The organism is Pseudomonas sp. AN3A02 (assembly GCF_011765255.1).
In the GTDB taxonomy this organism is placed as follows: Bacteria; Pseudomonadota; Gammaproteobacteria; order Pseudomonadales; family Pseudomonadaceae; genus Aquipseudomonas.
This window is the reverse complement of the sequence record NZ_JAARNI010000003.1, coordinates 475,466-492,315: the sequence shown is the minus strand read 5'-3', so window position 1 is coordinate 492,315 and position 16,850 is coordinate 475,466. Positions and strand designations below refer to the sequence as shown.

The window sequence follows — 16,850 nt, the reverse complement described above, 5'->3', positions numbered from 1 at the left end:
AGCCCGCTCCCACATTAAACCGAGTCCTGGCTTTGGAATGCGGTCAAATGTGGGAGCGGGCTTGCTCGCGAAGGCGTCAGAACAGTCACCACCTATCCAACCCTGGGTGCGTTACCATACCCGGCCGGACGCGGCGCCCTGCTGCGCGCAGGAGTTCGCATGGCACACCCGTTTGAAACACTGACCCCTGACCTGGTGCTCGACGCTGTCGAAAGCATCGGTTTCCTCAGCGACGCCCGCATCCTCGCGCTCAACAGCTACGAAAACCGTGTGTACCAGGTCGGCATCGAAGACTCCGAGCCCTTGATCGCCAAGTTCTACCGCCCACAGCGCTGGACCAACGAGGCGATCCTCGAAGAACACAGCTTCACCTTCGAACTGGCCGAGTGCGAAGTGCCGGTAGTGGCGCCGATGATTCACAACGGTGAAAGCCTGTTCGAACACGCCGGTTTCCGCTTCACCCTGTTCCCGCGCCGGGGTGGCCGCGCGCCGGAGCCGGGCAACCTCGACCAGCTGTACCGTCTTGGCCAACTGCTCGGGCGTCTGCACGCCGTCGGTTCAACCCGGCCCTTCGAGCACCGCGAAGCCCTGGGCGTGAAGAATTTCGGTCACGACTCCCTGAACACCCTGCTGGAAGGCAACTTCATTCCTCGCAGCCTGCTGCCGGCCTACGAGTCCGTGGCCCGCGACCTGCTCAAGCGCGTGGAAGAGGTCTACAAGGCCACGCCCCACAAGAACATCCGCATGCACGGCGATTGCCACCCCGGCAACATGATGTGCCGCGACGAGATGTTCCACATCGTCGACCTCGATGACTGCCGCATGGGCCCTGCCGTTCAGGACCTGTGGATGATGCTCGCCGGTGACCGTCAGGAATGCCTGGGGCAGCTGTCGGAATTGATGGACGGCTACCAGGAATTCCACGACTTCGACCCACGCGAACTGGCCCTGATCGAACCGCTGCGCGCCCTGCGCCTGATGCACTACAGCGCCTGGCTCGCACGGCGCTGGGACGACCCGGCGTTCCCCCATAGCTTCCCGTGGTTCGGCAGCGAACGTTACTGGGGCGACCAAGTGCTGGCGTTGCGTGAGCAGTTGTCGGCGCTCAACGAAGAACCGTTGAAGCTGTTCTGATCCCTACCGTCTGGGCCCTGACCTTGGGCCCTACACTTTCAACACACATCCCCTGACAAATATCCTTACAATCGCGGCTTTGTTAGCTGCCTAAGCAAGGATTCTGCATGCAAGCCGCCAACCCCCGTCGCGGGTACATATTGGGCCTGAGTGCCTACGTCATCTGGGGCCTGTTCCCGATCTACTTCAAAGCCATCGCCAGCGTTCCCGCCGCAGAAATCATCGTCAATCGCGTGCTGTGGTCGGCGCTGTTCGGCAGTTTGCTGCTGATGGTCTGGAAACACCCGGGCTGGTTTCGCGAACTGCGGGACAATCCCAAGCGCCTGGCGATCCTGGCCCTGAGCGGCACCTTGATCGCAGCCAACTGGCTGACCTATGTGTGGTCGGTGAACAGTGGCCGCATGCTCGAGGCCAGTCTCGGTTACTACATCAACCCGCTGGTGAACGTGCTGCTGGGCATGGTGATCCTGGGTGAGCGCCTGCGCCGCCTGCAATGGGTCGCCGTCGGGCTGGCTGCCGTGGGTGTGGCGCAACAGGTGTGGCAAGTCGGCAGCTTGCCGTGGGTGTCCCTGGTACTGGCAGCCACCTTTGGTTTCTACGGTTTGATCCGCAAGCAGGCGCCGGTCAAGGCACTGCCCGGGCTGGTAGTGGAAACCTGGATGTTGGTGCCGATTGCCATTGCATGGCTGCTGTTCAACCCGTCTGCCCACAGTGCACAGATGGAATTCTGGAGCACCTCCGAGGCGTGGTGGCTGGTGGCCGCTGGCCCGGTGACGCTGATCCCGCTGGTATGTTTCAACGCCGCCGCGCGGCATTTGCCCTACACCGCCCTGGGTTTCCTGCAATACGTGGCACCGACCTTGGTGCTGCTGGAAGCGGTGTTGCTGTTCAATGAACACCTGGCGCCGGCCACGTTGATCGCCTTCTGCTTTATCTGGGCCGGCCTGGTGGTTTACAGCCTCGACGCGTGGCTGACCATGCGGAAAAACTGATCAAATAACGTACAAACCCCTGCAAGCCGCAGCCGGCGCGGCTTGCAGGCATTCACCCCAAGGTTATCCACAGCCTGATCCCCGGCGTTTGTGCACAAGCCCTTGAAACTGCTCGTTTTTTGCTCAATCCACGCAGAGCCACGGCCCGCCTGGGCTGGACACGGGTCTCTACAGGTTATCCACAGGCCCATGCAAGATTTCCATGCATAACCTTGTGGGCAACTATTCCTCGCTGCGCAGTTCCAGCTCCACCATCAGGTCGTCTGCCAGGGTTTCCAATGCTGCCTGCAAGGTCTCCAACGGCAGTGTCAAAGGCACCGCCAACAAGGCTTCGGCGTGAAACAGCGGGTCACTGCTCATGGGTGCCGGGCGCACGTCGGTGATCAGGCGCTCCAGGTTGACGCCCTGCTTGCTGAGCAGCGCGGTGATGTCGCGAACAATCCCCGGCCGGTCATTGCCCACCAGCGCCATCGCGATCGGTTGCGACTCACTGGCGGCGACCGAACTGCTTTCGCCCAGCAGTACGCGAATGCCGTGGGTGGACAAGTCTTCCAGCGCCCCAATCAAATCCAGACGATTTTCCGCCGGCACGCTCACCCGCAAGATCCCGGCAAACTGCCCGGCCATATGCGCCATTCGGCTTTCCAGCCAGTTGCCGCCGTGGGACGCGATGCATTGGGCGATGCGTTCGACCACGCCGGGTTTGTCCGGGGCGATGACAGTCAGTACGAGATGGTCCATGGTGTCGTCCTCTTCTTATGATTCTGTAGGAGCGAGCTTGCTCGCGAAGAACGTGAGAGCACCGTTGGGTGTCAGGCATCCCGCGTTATCGTTAACGACCTTCGCGAGCAAGCTCGCTCCTACAAGGTGGACGCAGGCGCCCGCGAAAACAAATCGTGTACCATTTTTATATTTATCTGGAACAATCTAATAGTTTTTTGAGAACATCCCGTACCCCACTGTGACCGTACGACCAAAGTGGGTCGCTAAACGACGTATTTAGTCTAATTTTCACAACCGCAACTCATCATGTAGTATGCCCAATCGCGCACTACATAACGTTAGGTCGATGTCTGCCAAGGCAACCACGCACCGCGACGCAGCCCGCCCAGCCGCCTTCAACGGCATGTACTGGTGCAGCGTGTTCACGGTTTACATGGCCAGAGGCTTCATTGGTAAATTGAAAAGCTGAAAAGCGCATAAGCTCCGCAGAGTGAGGCAAGCAATGACTGAACACGTTCAAGTCGGTGGCCTGCAGGTCGCCAAAGTCCTGTTCGACTTCGTGAACAACGAAGCCATTCCTGGTACCGGCATTACCGCCGACCAGTTCTGGGCCGGTGCCGACAAGGTCATCCATGACCTGGCGCCGAAGAACAAAGCCCTACTCGCCAAACGCGACGATTTTCAAGTGCGGATCGACACCTGGCACCAGGCACACGCCGGCCAGGCCCACGACGCCGTGGCCTACAAAGCCTTCCTTCAAGATATCGGATACCTGCTGCCAGAAGCCGCGGATTTCCAGGCTTCGACCCAAAACGTCGATGAAGAAATTGCCCACATGGCCGGCCCGCAGCTGGTAGTGCCGGTGATGAACGCCCGTTTCGCCCTCAACGCCTCGAATGCGCGCTGGGGTTCGCTGTATGACGCGCTGTATGGCACCGATGCCATCAGCGAAGCCGACGGCGCCGAGAAGGGCAAAGGCTACAACAAGGTGCGTGGCGACAAAGTCATCGCCTTCGCCCGCGCCTTCCTCGACGAAGCCGCACCACTGGCTGCCGGCAGCCACGTGGATTCCACCGGCTACAAGATCGCCGACGGCAAGCTGGTGGTCAGCCTCAAGGGCGGCAGCAACACCGGCCTGCGCAGCGATGCGCAACTGATCGGCTACCAGGGCGACGCTGCCAAGCCGACTGCCATCCTGCTGAAACACAACGGCCTGCACTTCGAAATCCAGATCGACGCCAGCACCCCGGTCGGCCAGACCGACGCCGCCGGCGTGAAAGACGTGCTGATGGAAGCCGCCCTGACCACCATCATGGACTGCGAAGACTCCGTCGCTGCCGTCGATGCCGATGACAAGGTGGTGATCTACCGCAACTGGCTGGGCCTGATGAAGGGCGATCTGTCGGAAGAAGTCGCCAAGGGTGGCAAGACCTTTACCCGCACCATGAATGCCGACCGCGTTTACACCGGTGCTGACGGCAAAGAAGTGACCCTGCACGGTCGTTCGCTGCTGTTCGTGCGTAACGTTGGCCACTTGATGACCATCGACGCAATTCTCGACAAAGACGGCAACGAAGTGCCGGAAGGCATTCTCGACGGCCTGCTCACCAGCCTGTCGGCGATCCACAGCCTCAACGGTAACAACAGCCGCAAGAACAGCCGCACCGGCTCGGTCTACATCGTTAAACCGAAGATGCACGGCCCGGAAGAAGCTGCGTTCACCAACGAGCTGTTCGGCCGTATCGAAGACGTACTGAAGCTGCCACGCAACACCCTCAAAGTCGGGATCATGGACGAGGAGCGCCGCACCACGGTCAACCTCAAGGCCTGCATCAAGGCGGCCAGCGAGCGTGTGGTGTTTATCAACACCGGCTTCCTCGACCGTACCGGCGATGAAATCCACACATCCATGGAAGCTGGCGCGATGGTGCGCAAGGCCGCCATGAAGGCCGAGAAGTGGATCGGCGCCTACGAAAACTGGAACGTCGATATCGGCTTGAGCACCGGCCTGCAAGGCCGCGCACAAATCGGTAAAGGCATGTGGGCGATGCCCGACCTGATGGCCGCCATGCTTGAGCAGAAAATTGCTCACCCGCTGGCCGGCGCCAACACGGCGTGGGTTCCTTCGCCAACGGCGGCTGCGCTGCACGCGCTGCACTACCACAAGGTCGACGTATTCGCCCGCCAGGCCGAGCTGGCCAAGCGCGAACGTGCTTCGGTGGACGATATCCTGACCATTCCTCTGGCTCAGAATACCGATTGGTCCGACGAAGAAATCCGCAACGAACTGGACAACAACGCCCAGGGCATCCTCGGTTACGTGGTGCGCTGGATCGACCAGGGCGTGGGTTGTTCGAAAGTGCCGGACATCAACGACGTCGGCCTGATGGAAGACCGCGCCACCCTGCGTATCTCCAGCCAGCACATCGCCAACTGGTTGCGCCATGGCATCGTCAATGAAGCCCAGGTGATGGAAAGCCTCAAGCGCATGGCGCCGGTGGTGGACCGTCAGAACGCCGGTGACGCGCTGTATCGCCCGCTGGCTCCGGATTTCGACAGCAACATCGCGTTCCAGGCGGCGGTGGAGTTGGTGATTGAAGGGACCAAGCAACCGAACGGGTACACCGAGCCGGTATTGCACCGTCGGCGTCGGGAGTTCAAGGCCAAAAATGGCTTGTAACTAATCGCTGGAAACGAAAAAGCCCTGATCGAAAGATCAGGGCTTTTTTTGTGGCGGCGCTTTTACTGCGCCATCCCCAACTCCCGCTTCACCATCTTCGCCAGCTTCACGCTATCAATCGGCTTGAGCAAAAAGTCCACCACGCTCAAATGCATCGCATCGATCACATCCGGCGCTTCGGCGTCCCCCGACATGATGATGATCGGCAGTGCCGCCCGGGTGGACCCGCGCACCTGGCGAATCAATTGCAACCCGTTGCTCGGTGCCATGCGCAGGTCGGTGATCAGCAAGCCAATGGAGCTGGTGGAGCTCAACAAGTCCCATGCCGACTCGCCGCTGTCGGCGGTCATGCAGCGAATGCCGTCAAGGCCAAGAATTTCTGCCAGCAGTTCACGCGCGTCCTTGTCGTCATCCACGATCAAAACCCGTTGTGGCGGTAAATCAGGCTCCTGCATAACCGCGCTCAGGGCCTCGCGCTCGGCGTCACTCAAAATATCGTGGTCGGACATACGTTTCTCGGCAGTTCTGATCAATCTCCCAGCACAGAAGTCAGACATCACCGGAAGGGCGAACAATGTGCACTTCGTCGGAAAGTTTGCCTAGTGGGCGTTCTACGGGGTTTGGACGATATTCATGTAAGGTTTTTCCCTAGTCAGTGAGGGCGAATCGCTACCTAGACTTACGTCCAATGGGCACCCGCAGCGCAGGAGCCGACCATGAGGCACGATAACGACAAAAAAACTGCGGTCATAGGTATGAGTAAAGCTGATGCTTTCACACAAGCGGGGAAAACCGCTGTGTTGCAGAACATCCACGGCACCCTGCAATTCCTGCAACGCTTCCCACCGTTCAACCAGATGGAAAACACCCACCTGGGATTTCTGGTAGAGCAGTGCCAATTGCGCTTCTACGCCCCCGGCGAAAGTATCCTCAAGCCGTCGGGCGGGCCGGTGGAACACTTCTATATCGTCAAGCAAGGGCGCGTGGTCGGCGAGCGCCCCGACTCGGCCGAAACCACCTTTGAAATCACCACCGGTGAATGTTTTCCGCTGGCGGCGTTGCTCGGGGAACGGGCGACCCGCACCGAGCATAAAGCCGCCGAAGACACCTTCTGCCTGCAACTGAACAAGCCGGCCTTTATCAAGCTGTTCGCCCTTTCCAGCGCCTTCCGCGACTTCGCTTTGCGCGGAGTGAGCAGCCTGCTGGACCAGGTCAACCAGCAAGTCCAGCAAAAGGCCGTGGAAACCCTCGGCACGCAATACTCGCTGAACACCCGCCTGGGCGAATTGGCCATGCGTCACCCGGTGACCTGCAGCCCGCTGACGCCGCTGCGTGAAGCGGTCACGCAAATGCACGAGCAACAAGTCGGCAGCATCGTGATCGTGGATGAGCACAAGGCGCCCCTGGGGATTTTCACCCTGCGGGACCTGCGCCAGGTGGTGGCCGACGGCACCAGTGATTTCAACCAGAGCATCAAGCGCCATATGACCCAGGCGCCGTTCTTCCTCACCCCGGACCACAGCGCCTTCGACGCCGCGATCGCGATGACCGAACGGCATATTGCCCACGTGTGCCTGGTCAAGGATCAGCGTCTGTGCGGCGTAGTCTCCGAACGTGATCTGTTTTCCCTGCAACGGGTAGATCTGGTGCACCTCGCGCGCACCATTCGCAATGCGCCCAGGGTCGAAAACCTGGTGGCGATCCGTGGCGAAATCGGCCAGTTGGTGGAGCGCATGCTCGCCCACGGTGCTTCGTCCACGCAGATCACCCACATCATCACCTTGCTCAACGACCACACGGTGTGCCGCGTCATCGAGCTGACCCTGGCCGAAAAAGGCGACCCCGGCGTGCCGTTCAGCTGGTTGTGTTTCGGCAGCGAGGGTCGCCGCGAACAAACGCTGTATACCGACCAGGACAACGGCATTCTGTTCGAAGCCAAGGACGCCGCCGAAGCCGCCGAGATTCGTGGCCGCCTGCTGCCTCTGGCACAGCAGATCAACCAAAGCCTGGCGCTGTGCGGCTTTACCCTGTGCAAGGGCAACATAATGGCCGGCAACCCTGAGCTGTGCCTGTCCCGGGCGGAATGGGCGCGGCGTTTTGCCGGGTTTATTCGCGAGGCAACGCCAGAGAACCTGCTGGGTTCGAGTATCTATTTTGATTTGCGGGTGGTCTGGGGCGATGAGCAAGGGTGCGAGCAATTGCGCCAGGGCATTCTCGACCAGGTGGCAGACAACCGTTTGTTCCAGCGCATGCTGGCTGAAAACGCATTGCGCCAGCGCCCGCCGGTGGGGCGTTTCCGGGATTTCGTGCTGACGCGCAAAGGCGCAGACAAGGCGACACTCGACCTCAAGGTGCAAGGCCTCACGCCCTTTGTCGACGGCGCCCGGCTGCTGGCATTGGCCAATGGCATCAGCGCCATCAACACCCTGGAGCGCTTGCGCCAACTGGTGGCCAAGGAAGTCATCGAACGCCTGGACGGCGCGGCGTATGAAGAGGCCTACCACTTTATCCAACAAACCCGCATGCAGCAGCACCAACTGCAAACCCGCGAGAACCTGCCCTATTCCAACCGCGTCGACCCCGACAGCCTCAACCATCTGGACCGGCGCATCCTGCGCGAATCCCTGCGCCAGGCCCAACGCCTGCAAAGCAGCCTGACCTTGCGGTATCAGCTGTGAGCTTGTTTGGCTGGCTGCGTAAAACCAAACCTGGCCTGGACGCAGCGCAACAGCGGCGGGTTGAGCAATTGCCCAAACCTCGAGAGCTGGGGGACGGATCGCTGCGGGACCAGCGTTGGGTGGTGGTGGACCTGGAAACCAGTGGCCTGAACCTCAATCGGGACCAAGTGCTTTCCATCGGCGCGGTGGTGATCGAGGACGGCGCGGTGGACTTTTCCCAACTGTTCGAACGCACCCTGCAACGGGCCGAGACCAAGCTCAGCCCCAGTGTGCTGATCCACGGCCTGGGCCCCAGCGCCATCGCGGCGGGCAGTGATCCGGCTGAAGCGTTGATGGACTTTATGGAGTTTGTCGGTGACAGCCCGCTGCTGGCGTTTCATGCGCCCTTCGATCAACACATGCTGTGCCGGGCACTCAAGGACAGCCTGGGCTATCGCTTGAACCACCCTTTCCTGGACGTGGCCGACATCGCCCCGCTGCTGTGCCCTGATGCCAATATCCGCGAAGCCGGACTGGATGACTGGATCACGCATTTCAAGCTGCAAGTGGGCGAGCGCCATCATGCCAGTGCGGATGCGTTGGCAACGGCAGAGTTGATGTTGATTTTGTTCAGCCGCGCACGGCAGCAGCAGATCGACAGCCCGCACGCGTTACAACAGCGCCTGGGCCAATGGAAACGCCGCAAGCAAGCGCCCTCATTCTAATTGTGGCGAGGGAGCTTGCTCCCGCCGGGGTGCGAAGCGCCCCCAAAATCAGCCAACCTATTTCCAGCTGAATAAATGCACTGCCTGGATTACGACTGCTGCGCAGGCGAGCGGGAGCAAGCTCCCTCGCCACAGTAAGCTGCATCATCATGATAGATATCATTACGCCGCCGCCCGACCAACGCCAATTGCACCCGCCTTACACCTCTGCCACAATCGCGAATAATTCTCGTTAGTTTAAACTTTCCGATCGGTGTCGCCTTGTCGTCAATCCAAAGTCCCCACAGTGAGCTTGTTGGCGCGTTATACCGCGACCATCGCAGCTGGCTGTTGGCGTGGCTGCGACGCAATATGGCCTGCCCCAGCCGTGCCGAAGACCTGAGCCAGGACACCTTCATGCGCCTGCTGGGCCGTGAAGAACTGCGCGAACCCCGCGAGCCGCGGGCCTTCCTGGTGGCCATCGCCAAGGGCCTGCTGTTCGACTACTTCCGCCGCGCCGCGCTGGAACAGGCTTACCTCACCGAGCTGATGCTGATCCCGGAAAGCGAGCACCCGTCACCGGAAGAGCAGCAACTGATCCTCGAAGACCTCAAGGCCATCGACCGCCTGCTGGGCAAACTCTCGAGCAAAGCCCGCGCGGCCTTCCTCTATAACCGCCTGGATGGCATGGGCCACGCCGAAATCGCCCAGCGCCTCGGGGTTTCCGTGCCTAGGGTGCGGCAATACCTGGCCCAAGGCATTCGCCAGTGCTACATCGCCCTGTATGGCGAGCCGCTGTGAGCCCGGTCAGCTCCAAGCCGGTCTCGGCACGGGTGCTCGACGCCGCCATTGCCTGGCAACTGTCCCTCGATTCGGGCGACGGCAGCGCCGTGGAACAGGAAGAATTCGCCAAATGGCTGGCCAGCAATGAAGAACACGCCCGGGCCTGGCGCCAACTGGGCATGCTCGATCAGCGTTTCAGCGTGGCTTCGGGCCCGGCCCGTGCGGCACTGTTGCAGTCACGCGAAGGCATTCGTCGCCGCGTGCGCAAGCTCGGCAGCGGCCTGGCCAGCGTGGTGCTGGTGTGCGGCCTGGTGCTCTTCGCCGGCCAGCGCTACATGCCGCTCAACTATTGGCTGGCCGACCAGCGCACCGCCACCGGCGAACAGCGCACGCTGAAGCTGGCGGACGGTACGGTGATCAACCTCAATACCCACAGCGCCATCGACGTGCGCTTCGACGAGAAACGTCGAGTGATCGTGTTGCAGGAAGGCGAGATCCTCGTCGAGACCGGCCACAACGACGCCCGCCCGTTTTTTGTCGAAACCCGCGAAGGCAGCCTGCGCGCCTTGGGCACGCGGTTTATCGTCAAGCGCGAAGAGGACGGCACGCGCCTCAGCGTGTTGCAGTCTGCCGTCGGCGCGCAGCCTGAGGCGTTGCATCAGGAGCAGATCTTCAAGGAAGGCCAGCAAGTACTGATGCGCCGCGACGGCCTCGGCCCGATGCTGGCTGTCAGCCCCGGCACCGACGCCTGGACGCGCGGCATGCTGGTGGTAGACAACGCGCGCCTCGGTGATGTGATTGAGGAACTGAGCCGCTACCGCACCGGGTACCTGGGTGTGGATAAACAGGTGGCCGACCTGCGGATCACCGGCAGCTTCCCGCTGCACGACACCGACTTGGCGCTGAATGCACTGCTGCCGACCTTGCCCGTGCAAATCGAGCAGCACACCCCATGGTGGGTCACCGTAAAGGCCAAGCCGCCCACGCAATAGCCGCTACGGAAAATAGCGCCTGGAGCCACCGATGCGGGCCAAATAGAAATTATTTTCATTCGGCCCTATCACTTTCTGCATCTCGTTCGGCACATAGGCAATTGAGAAATATTTCCATTCAGGAGCCGCCCTATGTCCCGCACGCTAGACACCTTGTTGCGCCCCAGCCTGTTAGCCGTGGCCATTGCCCTCAGCGCCCCGCTGGCCAGCACTCAGTTGATCGCCGCCGAACAGGCGTCCAGCGTGCGCGCGTACAACCTGCCGGCAGCGCCGCTGTCCACCACCCTGAACCAGATCGCCAGCCAGGCTGGTTTGGCGCTCACGCTGAATCCAGGGTTGGCGTCGGGCAAGACGTCCGCGCCGGTGAAAGGGCAATTCGATGCACAGGGCGCGTTGCGTGAAGCGTTGCGTGGGACCGGGCTGCAACTGGAGCAAAGCAGTGCGGGCACGTTCAGCCTGGTAGCGATTCCGGATGGGGTTGTGGCGTTGCCGGAGACCAGTATCACCGGGCAGGCGGATGCGGAAAGTGCGTGGGGGCCGGTGGAGGGTTACCTGGCGTCTCGTACCGCTGCCGGCACCAAGACCGATACTGCTCTGGTCGAAGCCCCGCGTTCGATTTCCGTCGCCACTCGCCAGCAAATGCAGGACCGCAACGTCCAGAACCTGGATGACGCCGTCAAATACATGCCCGGCATCGTGTCCGCCAGCTACGGCAGTGACACCCGCTACGACTGGATGCGTGTTCGCGGCTTCGAACCTACCCAATTCCTCGACGGCCTGCCGCTGCCACGCGGCGTGTACGCCAACCCGAAAGCGGAAACCTGGAACCTCGACCGCCTCGCGCTGCTGCGTGGCCCAGCCTCATCGGTCTACGGCCAAACCCCGCCAGGCGGCCTGCTGGACATGGTCAGCCGACGTCCCAGCGCTGAATCGAGCAATGCTATCCAAGTGCAATACGGCAGCGACAACTACCGCCAGATCAACTTCGCCAGCAGCGGCAAGATTGATGATGAAGGCCAGTTTCTCTACGGCCTCAGCGGCGTGGTGCGCGATGCCGGCACCCAGGTCGATCACATTGACAACAAGCGCTACAACATCGCCCCCAGCCTGACGTGGAACATCGACACCGACACCAAGCTGACTTTCCTGTCGCAGTTCACCCGTGACGATACCGGCGCCACCAGCCAGTTTTTGCCGATTGTCGGCACCAAGATCCACTCGCCACTGGGCGAAGTGTCACACCACAAGAACCTGGGTGACCCGGACTACGAGTACTACGACCGCACCTACTACGCACTGGGCTATGCCTTTGAGCATCGCTTCAACGACACCTGGCAGTTCAAGCAGAACCTGCGCTACACCAAGTCGGAGCTGGCTTTCCAGCAACTGACCGTGGGTTCCTACGGCTACTCGACCATTGATGCCGAGGGTAATACCAGCCGCGGGTCGACCAACGTGGACGAAAACATCGGCCAGTTCGCCGTCGACAATAATTTCCAGGCTGACTTCGCCACCGGCGACATTACCCACACCGTGCTGCTCGGCCTGGATCACCAGCGCACCGACACCTCGTACCTGTCGATCTTCGGTGATGGCGGAACGGTCAACCTCTACAACCCGGTCAACACCACACCGGTGGTGCGCCCGGCGCGCTCCACGGCCTATTACGACTACAACCAGAAAACCATCCAGACCGGCCTATACGCCCAAGACCAAATGGCCTTGGACAAGTGGCGCTTGACCCTGGGCGGTCGTGAAGACTGGGTGCACCAAGGCACCACGTACTTCAACAAAAACGATGCGACCAACACTGATCGCAGCAAGAACTTCAGTGGCAACGCCGCGCTGAGCTATGTGTTCGATTCGGGCTTCGTGCCGTACCTCTCCTACGCCGAATCGTTCCAGCCAGCGAGCAACGCCAGCGTCTCGCCGACCGAGTCGTACAAACCCACCGAAGGCAAGCAATGGGAACTGGGGGTCAAGTACCAGCCGCCCGGCTCTAATACTCTGCTGAGTGCGGCCGTCTACGACCTGACCCAAAAGAACGTGCTGGTTACCAGCTTCGGTGCCGGTGGCCAGTCGATCACCAACCAGACCGGCGAAGTGAAGGTCAAGGGACTGGAGCTGGAAGCCGTATCTGACGTGACCGAGAACCTCAAGGTCATCGCTGCGTACACCTTGGCCAAATCCGAAGTTCAAAAAGGCCAATACAAAGGCAACCGCCTGCAACTGATGCCGAACCAGCAAGCGTCCCTGTGGACTGACTACACCTGGCACGCCGGTGTACTCGACGGCTTTGGTATTGGCGCGGGTGCCCGCTACACCGGCAACACCTATGGCGACCAAGGCAACACCTGGCTGGGCAAAGCCGATGCCTACACCGTGTTCGATGCCTCCGTGCATTACGACCTCAGCCGCCTGGACAACAGTCTCAAAGGTGCATCGCTGAAACTCAACGCCACCAACCTGTTCGACAAGGACTACATTTCCACCTGCGACGCTTCGTACTGCTACTACGGCGACCAACGCAGCGTGGTCGCCAGTGCCACCTACCAGTGGTAATCGACTGAGCTAACAACCAGGCCGCCCCTGTGGGCGGCTTCGGTGTGTCTGAAGGCTAGAAAATGAAAAGCAAAACCATCCGCCGCTGGTCCTTCATCCACACCTGGACCAGCCTCGTCTGCACCGTATTCCTACTGCTGCTCGCCCTCACCGGCCTGCCATTGATCTTCCACCACGAGATCGATCACCTGCTGGGCAACGAACCCGAACTGGCACACATGCCGGCTGACACCCCACAGCTGAACCTTGAACAACTGGTAGCCAAAGCCCAGGCCCATCGCCCCGGCGAAGCCATGCAATACCTGGCGTGGGACGAAGACGACAAGAACGGCGTGATCGCGATCATGGCCGCCACTGCCGGCACCGAACCCAATTCGTCCCATACCTTCATGCTCGACGCCCGCACCGGTGAAGCGGTGGAAACGCCGTCGGCCAACGGTGGGCTGACGATGTTCCTGCTGCGCCTGCACGTCGATATGTTCGCCGGGTTGCCGGGCAAGTTGCTGTTGGCGTTCATGGGCATTCTGTTTGTGCTGGCGATCATCTCCGGCACGGTGTTGTACCTGCCGTTCATGCGCCGGCTGAAATTCGCCACGGTGCGCCAGGACAAATCCACCCGCCTGCGCTGGCTCGACCTGCACAATCTGATCGGCGTGGTCACCCTGACCTGGGCGCTGGTGGTGGGCGTGACCGGCGTGATCAGCGCCTGCGCCGACCTGATCATCGCCGCCTGGCGTACCGACAGCCTCAGCGCGATGATCGAACCCTACAAAGACGCCCCGCCGCTGACCTTGCGCGCCCCCGCCACCGACCTGCTGACGATCGCCGCCAAGGCCGCGCCGGGCATGGAGCCGGACTTTATCGCGTTCCCCGGCACGCGCTTTTCCAGCGAGCATCACTACGCGGTGTTCATGAAAGGCAGCACTCACCTGACCTCGCACCTGCTGACGCCGGTGTTGATCGACGCCAGCAACCTGCACGTCACCGCCATCGCCGAACGGCCGTGGTACATGGACGCCATGGGCATGTCCCAACCGCTGCACTTCGGTGACTACGGCGGCATGCCGATGAAGATTCTCTGGGCGGTGCTGGATGTGCTGACCATTATCGTTCTGGGCAGTGGCGTGTACCTGTGGCTGGTGCGGCGCAAGGCGGCCAAGTCATGAAGCCGCGGCAGTCGAATTTCTGGAAGGTGTTCGGTATCCCGCTGGCCATCGGGCTGCTGAGTGCTGCCGGGTTGTTTGCGGCGTTGCTGGGGGACGGGTTGTGGGATTCGTTGAGCTGGGTGGGGCTGGGCATTCCGGCTGCAATTGGGGTATGGGCCTTTTGTAGGCGCTAGCTTGCTCGCGAAAAACCTGAGAGCGCCGCGTTAAACCAGACGCGCTGCGTTATCGTTGACGCCTTTCGCGAGCAAGCTCGCTCCTACAGAGGAATGCCCATGTCCACCCCAAGCATGACGTTGTTCCACAACCCTGCCTCGCCGTTTGTTCGCAAAGTACGGGTGCTATTGCACGAGACCGGCCAACTGGATCACGTGACCTTGCACACCTGCGTGCCGACGCCGGTCAAGCCCGATGCCGATGTAATCCTGGACAACGCGTTGGGCAAGATTCCTGCCCTGCGCCTGGCCGATGGCAATGCATTACACGACAGCCGGGTGATCCTCGATTACCTCGACTATCAACATACCGGCACTCCACTGATCCCCCGCGACGGCCCGGCCCGCTGGCGCCGCCTGACCCTGGCCTCGACCGCCGACGGCATCATGGATGCCGCCGTGCTGGTGCGTTATGAAACCGCCATGCGCCCCGAGGAAAAACACTGGGACCTGTGGCTGGAAGGCCAGCGGGACAAGATCCGCCGCGCCCTCGACATGCTGGAACAGGACGCCGTTGCCGAGCTGGCCGGGCCGTTTGATGTGGCGGCGATCAGCGTGGCGTGTGCACTGGCTTACCTGGACTTCCGCCACCCGGACATGCAGTGGCGGTCAAGCCATCCGAAGCTGGCGGCGTGGTATGCCGAGGTGAGTCAGCGGCCTTCGATGCTCCAGACCCAGCCGCCTATTTAAAAGCCAAGCCACCCTTGTAGGAGCGAGCTTGCTCGCGAAAATCGCCAACGATAACGCAGCGCTTCTGGTTTAACGCGGCGCTCTCAGGTTCTTCGCGAGCAAGCTCGCTCCTACAGTGGGCGGCGGAATCGGTGAGAAAGCCGATAATCCTCGCCAGCAACTGCGCGCCCTCTCGCCGATCCTCACGCAAGCCCAGAGATCGACTCATCGCTTGCCCACCCCATACCAATCCAGCTTGCGGGTCAGCACCATCACCGTGCCCAACAACCCGAACAGCAGCAACGAACCCATCAACAACGCGTAATCCTCGGCACTCAGCAACCCGTACAGCAAGCCATACAACGCCGCCAACCCCGCAGAAAATCCCAGGCCATGGGCGACACTGCGCAGCACATGGCAGACGTAAAATCCAATCAGCACCACACAGGCAGTCGCCGATATCAGATACGCCGGGGCAAACCCGATGTGCTCCGACAACGACAACAGCAGCAGGTAGAAAAACGCCAGGGCAAACCCCACCAATGCGTACTGGATCGGGTGCACCGCCAGGCTCTTGAGCACCTCGAACAGAAAGAAACCGGCAAACGTCAGGGCGATAAACAACAGCGCATATTTGATCGCCCGGTCGCTCTTGAGGTACTGGTCCACCGGGTCGATAAAGCTCACGCCGAAGCTGCGCCCATTGAAGTCGTCACACACCTGGTCCCACGAGCAGCCGCGCATGGTTTCTTCCAGGTTGGTGGAGAAAAATGTGGTCTGCCAATTGGCGGAAAAGCCTTGAGCGGTGACCTCGCGCTGGGACGGCAGGAAGTTGCCGATAAAGCTCGGGTGCGGCCAGTTGGACGCCAGCTTGACCTGGCTGGTCTTGCCCACCGGCACCACTTGCAGTCGCTCGGTGCCTTGCAGGCGCAGGTCAAAGGCGAAGTCAAAGGGTGCCGGCTTCTTGCTGTCCTGCTCGGGCAGCATCACGTGTACGCCCTCCCCCAGCCATGCCACTTGAGTGCCCGGCGAAAACTCCAGTTGCTGACTGCCCAGCTCCAGCTTCAGCGCGTTTTCGATGCCGCGAATGTCACTGATACCCACCGCCAGATACGCCGGGTCAAACCGGTAATCGGCAAAATCATCCTTGATACCCAATTGCTCCGGCAATACAAAGCGCCCGCTGATCCGGCTGTCGGCGTGGAACAGCCGCGCCTGGTAAATGCCCCGGGAGCGCACTTCGGTTTGCACCTGCCCGTCGAGGGCAAATAGCTCCGGCAGGAAATACAGACGGCCGCGCACCTCACGGGTTTCTTCGTAGCGTTTATTGAGCTTTTCATTGAGCTTCCACTCCCTGACGGTCTTGCGATAAGGCACCACCATCACCGGGCCGTTGAGGAGCTGGCTGTAGCTGGAGCTGCGGGCGATGTCCTGCAAGACATCGTCACGCATCTGCTGACGGTCGGTAATCACCCCGTGGATCATCAGCAACGGAATCAACAACAGCACCACCAGCAGCGCGATGGTGCCCAGTTTGAAAAGCAGATTGCGGTTCATGAAGCTCTCCCTGTTTTGA

At 60.9% G+C, this 16,850-nt stretch carries 14 protein-coding genes; 11 read left to right on the top strand and 3 right to left on the bottom strand.

Annotated elements, in window-relative coordinates; genetic code table 11:
* Window positions 1-159: 159 nt before the first annotated feature.
* Together HBJ59_RS16785 and rarD are read left to right on the top strand one after the other, a co-directional pair.
* Window positions 160-1,134, top strand: coding sequence for a serine/threonine protein kinase (locus HBJ59_RS16785; protein ID WP_003211077.1), 975 nt, complete (start codon window positions 160-162; stop codon window positions 1,132-1,134).
* Window positions 1,135-1,241: 107 nt separating this feature from the next.
* Complete coding sequence (gene rarD, locus HBJ59_RS16780) at window positions 1,242-2,126, top strand: EamA family transporter RarD (protein ID WP_076017859.1); 885 nt, start codon at window positions 1,242-1,244, stop codon at window positions 2,124-2,126.
* A 222-nt stretch (window positions 2,127-2,348) separates the two neighbouring features.
* On the opposite strand, the gene HBJ59_RS16775 is transcribed toward rarD, so the two are convergent.
* Window positions 2,349-2,867, bottom strand: coding sequence for a glycine cleavage system protein R (locus tag HBJ59_RS16775; RefSeq protein ID WP_088423326.1), 519 nt, complete (start codon window positions 2,865-2,867; stop codon window positions 2,349-2,351).
* 484 nt (window positions 2,868-3,351) lie between these two features.
* On the opposite strand from HBJ59_RS16775, the gene HBJ59_RS16770 reads away from it, so the two are divergent.
* Window positions 3,352-5,529 (top strand): malate synthase G, encoded by a 2,178-nt coding sequence (locus tag HBJ59_RS16770; protein ID WP_167664156.1) that lies wholly within the window; start codon window positions 3,352-3,354, stop codon window positions 5,527-5,529.
* Window positions 5,530-5,591: 62 nt separating this feature from the next.
* Here HBJ59_RS16770 and HBJ59_RS16765 read toward each other — a convergent pair whose 3' ends face one another.
* Window positions 5,592-6,038, bottom strand: a complete 447-nt coding sequence (locus tag HBJ59_RS16765) for a response regulator (protein ID WP_076017856.1) — start codon at window positions 6,036-6,038, stop codon at window positions 5,592-5,594.
* A 246-nt stretch (window positions 6,039-6,284) separates the two neighbouring features.
* Between HBJ59_RS16765 and HBJ59_RS16760 the strand changes: the two genes are divergently transcribed.
* The 8 genes from HBJ59_RS16760 (at window position 6,285) to HBJ59_RS16725 (ending at window position 15,295) form a co-directional block, all read left to right on the top strand.
* A complete protein-coding gene (locus HBJ59_RS16760; protein WP_178124272.1) occupies window positions 6,285-8,207 on the top strand; it encodes a putative nucleotidyltransferase substrate binding domain-containing protein in 1,923 nt (640 codons plus the stop codon).
* The gene (locus HBJ59_RS16755) at window positions 8,204-8,911 is read left to right on the top strand and encodes a 3'-5' exonuclease (RefSeq protein ID WP_167664154.1); all 708 of its coding nucleotides are present in this window, start codon (window positions 8,204-8,206) and stop codon (window positions 8,909-8,911) included. The genes HBJ59_RS16760 and HBJ59_RS16755 overlap by 4 nt, the downstream gene beginning before the upstream one ends.
* Window positions 8,912-9,172: 261 nt before the next feature.
* Window positions 9,173-9,691: an RNA polymerase sigma factor gene (locus HBJ59_RS16750; protein ID WP_076017853.1), complete on the top strand. Its 519-nt coding sequence runs from the start codon at window positions 9,173-9,175 to the stop codon at window positions 9,689-9,691.
* Window positions 9,688-10,665, top strand: coding sequence for a FecR family protein (locus tag HBJ59_RS16745; protein ID WP_167664153.1), 978 nt, complete (start codon window positions 9,688-9,690; stop codon window positions 10,663-10,665). Before HBJ59_RS16750 ends, HBJ59_RS16745 begins: the two co-directional genes overlap by 4 nt.
* A 132-nt stretch (window positions 10,666-10,797) precedes the next feature.
* Window positions 10,798-13,227: a TonB-dependent siderophore receptor gene (locus HBJ59_RS16740; RefSeq protein WP_167664152.1), complete on the top strand. Its 2,430-nt coding sequence runs from the start codon at window positions 10,798-10,800 to the stop codon at window positions 13,225-13,227.
* 62 nt (window positions 13,228-13,289) lie between these two features.
* Window positions 13,290-14,393, top strand: coding sequence for a PepSY domain-containing protein (locus tag HBJ59_RS16735; protein WP_167664151.1), 1,104 nt, complete (start codon window positions 13,290-13,292; stop codon window positions 14,391-14,393).
* Window positions 14,390-14,566, top strand: coding sequence for a DUF4175 domain-containing protein (locus tag HBJ59_RS16730; RefSeq protein WP_167664150.1), 177 nt, complete (start codon window positions 14,390-14,392; stop codon window positions 14,564-14,566). Before HBJ59_RS16735 ends, HBJ59_RS16730 begins: the two co-directional genes overlap by 4 nt.
* 99 nt (window positions 14,567-14,665) lie before the next feature.
* On the top strand, window positions 14,666-15,295 hold the full coding sequence (locus HBJ59_RS16725; RefSeq protein ID WP_167664149.1) for a glutathione S-transferase: 630 nt from the start codon (window positions 14,666-14,668) through the stop codon (window positions 15,293-15,295).
* A gap of 204 nt (window positions 15,296-15,499) precedes the next feature.
* Here HBJ59_RS16725 and creD read toward each other — a convergent pair whose 3' ends face one another.
* Complete coding sequence (gene creD, locus HBJ59_RS16720; RefSeq protein WP_167664148.1) at window positions 15,500-16,831, bottom strand: cell envelope integrity protein CreD; 1,332 nt, start codon at window positions 16,829-16,831, stop codon at window positions 15,500-15,502.
* Window positions 16,832-16,850 lie beyond the last annotated feature (19 nt).